This is a genomic window from Microcystis sp. LE19-41.2A, assembly GCF_027530405.1.
In the GTDB taxonomy this organism is placed as follows: domain Bacteria; phylum Cyanobacteriota; class Cyanobacteriia; order Cyanobacteriales; family Microcystaceae; genus Microcystis; species Microcystis aeruginosa.
In genome coordinates this window covers 1-2578 of record NZ_JAPZQJ010000125.1, presented here as the reverse complement: position 1 = coordinate 2578, position 2578 = coordinate 1, and the positions used below count along the sequence as shown (strand labels likewise).

At 50.1% G+C, this 2578-nt stretch carries 2 protein-coding genes; both read right to left on the bottom strand.

The window, feature by feature from the left end; translation table 11 throughout:
* Nucleotides 1-465: 465 nt before the first annotated feature.
* Nucleotides 466-1710 (bottom strand): M23 family metallopeptidase, encoded by a 1245-nt coding sequence (locus tag O9290_RS05425; RefSeq protein WP_288057185.1) that lies wholly within the window; start codon nucleotides 1708-1710, stop codon nucleotides 466-468.
* A 45-nt stretch (nucleotides 1711-1755) separates the two neighbouring features.
* Complete coding sequence (locus O9290_RS05420) at nucleotides 1756-2469, bottom strand: biotin--[acetyl-CoA-carboxylase] ligase (protein WP_288057187.1); 714 nt, start codon at nucleotides 2467-2469, stop codon at nucleotides 1756-1758.
* Nucleotides 2470-2578: the final 109 nt, after the last annotated feature.

Sequence of the window (2578 nt, the reverse complement as noted above, 5' to 3'; positions counted from 1 at the left end):
TCCCGACGACCGACGACCGACTCCTGACCCCACAGTTAACTTTATTTTTGTCCAACTAAGCTAAACGGCGCTTAACCTGCATGATCCAACAGCTATAACCCTTTTGGAGTCTATATCGGTGATCCGAAGTAAAAGCCGTTTAGCTTACTTAGGGTTGGCTGAAAAAGTACGGGCGAAGCATTCGGATAGAAAATCTACGGTTTCACCGATAGGTTATTGCCCGAATGCTTCGCCCCTACAGGACGCGAGCGCCGCTCAAGATGCCAGGTTTTGAAGCACGATTCTCTCAAAATCTTGCACCTGTTTCGCGAGAAAAGCCACAAAACCCTTACCTTGCCTACATTTCACATTTATTCAGCAAGCCCTACTTAATACTGCGAATGTATGAAAACGCATCAATTGGGCAAAAGCTCAACGATGCGTTTTTAAGCTCCAAAAACCGCTATAGTTGTCAGCCAAAACAAATTAATTCTGATTAGAGTCAGTGGCTGCGGCCATTTGCATTCTCTGCACCAGATTATCGAGGGCTAATTCTAGATGTAAACCGGCATCTACGGCAGTCCAACCCTGTTCGGTTAGGTGTCGCCATTCAAAGTGTAGGTGCGGACCGGTAGAAAGTCCCGTACTACCCACACGACCGATAACCGCACCCTGTTCCACCCATTCTCCCGGTTTGACGGTAATTTCCGAAAGGTGGGCATAACGAGATTCTTGACTACCATCGAGGTGACGTAAAATCACCGTTAATCCGTAACCTCCTAACCAGTCGGCGGTGGCCACTTCCCCTGCGTAGGCGGCTAATACAGGTGTTCCCATAGGTGCGCCTAAATCAGTACCCGCGTGCATGGCCCGATTCCCGCTGACTGGATGATTTCGCCACCCGAAAACCGAGGTAATTTGGGCAGGAAGGGCGAGGGGAAAGAGTAAATCCGTGCGTTGAGTTTGGTTAGAATCCGTGGGACTTAAACGGGTGGCCCGCTCATAGGTGGTCGCTTCGCTGATTGCTTCCACTTCTGCGCGAGTCACGGGGGCTAAAGCTAATTTTACGCCATTCCATTCCGGGGGATTGAGGGCTACCACCTGACTGGGAATCACCGTCGGGGCAGCCAGACGTACCGGGGCGCTAGAAGCCACGAGAGTGGGGGCATAACGACGCAGGGAATTATTAGCGATAACCGGCTGATTTCGGGGCTGCCGTCCTACCCGCACGGCCGGATTAGGATTGAGACGCACCCGGGCCAGATTAACCGGGGGTAAGGGTTTGGCCACAGTGCTGACCGGCTGACGACGGGAGGCCCGGGCCGCCAGATTACAGCTACCTCCTACCAGTTGACCATTTTGGGCGATGGTTTGGCAACCACTGCGGCGCTCGGTGACGACAACGGAACTGGGGGGGTTAAAGTTTCTAGTATCGATAAAATTATTTTTACCGCCGGCCCGGGGGGCAAGGGTAGGCATATCGGTTTGATGGTTTTCAGGGATAGCCAGACGGGGGGCGGGATTAGTATTTTCTTTGATAACGGGGGCTTTCAGAGTCGGGGCGGCATTTTCCACTACCGGGGTTTCGCTGCCAGTTTCGGAATTAGCGATCGCATTGGGAGCAAGAGTGAGCAGACCGCTAATCACTAAACCGAGACCACTGCATAAACTCAGCTTCTTTTTTAAGGATTTTCCGAGAAAAAGTTTCAATATCACCGATGAAGGATACATAGGGCGGCCTCACTTCTCACAGTTTAGTCAAAAAAATATTTAGACTCAATTATAGCCGAGACTGACCCTACCCGCCGGTAGATAGATTTCGCTACTGGCATTGTCCGAGGTGAGTTTAACTTTTAATTCCCCTCGATCGCTTACCCCTGTTATTATGCCCTGATAGCCCTCGAAAACTATCTTTTGACCAAAATTGGCAAAAAGTTCTAAGTAGGAGGCTAATAAGGCTTTTATGCCGTGATTACAGTAATATTCATAGCCGTATAGGATAGCATCGCTGGTGACATCGGTTAATTGAGCGATCGAGGTGATTTTATTGCCGGCCAAAGCTTGTAAATTAATACCCGTGGGGGGGACGGGATTAGCCCAATTGATGCCCACTCCGATGACTGCTTGCGGGATGTTTTGGCCCTGAATACGGGTTTCTAGGTTAATTCCCCCTAGTTTGCGCCCTAATAGGACTAAATCGTTCGGCCATTTGATTTTAACGGGTATTTCTTGACAATTCAGGTGATGAGCGATGCCCCAAACTGTAGCGAGAACGAGATGGGCAGATTTATCCACCTCTAAATCCAGATTTAACGCCAAAGATAAATATAATCCTCCCGGTTCAGAAATCCACTCCCGTCCCCATTGTCCTCTCCCGGCACTTTGTTGACTAGCAATCACCAGAAAAGGCGGATTTTCCCCCGATTCTAATAATTGCCAAGCTTTAGTATTAGTGGAAGGTAATAGTTCAAAGTGATGGATTTTGGGCATAAATGGGAAGTGGGGAAGTGGGGAAGTGGGGAGATGGGGAAGTGGGGTGTGGGGTGTGGGGAGATGGGTGTAGGGTGTAGGGTGTGGGGTGTGGGGTGTGGGGTGTGGG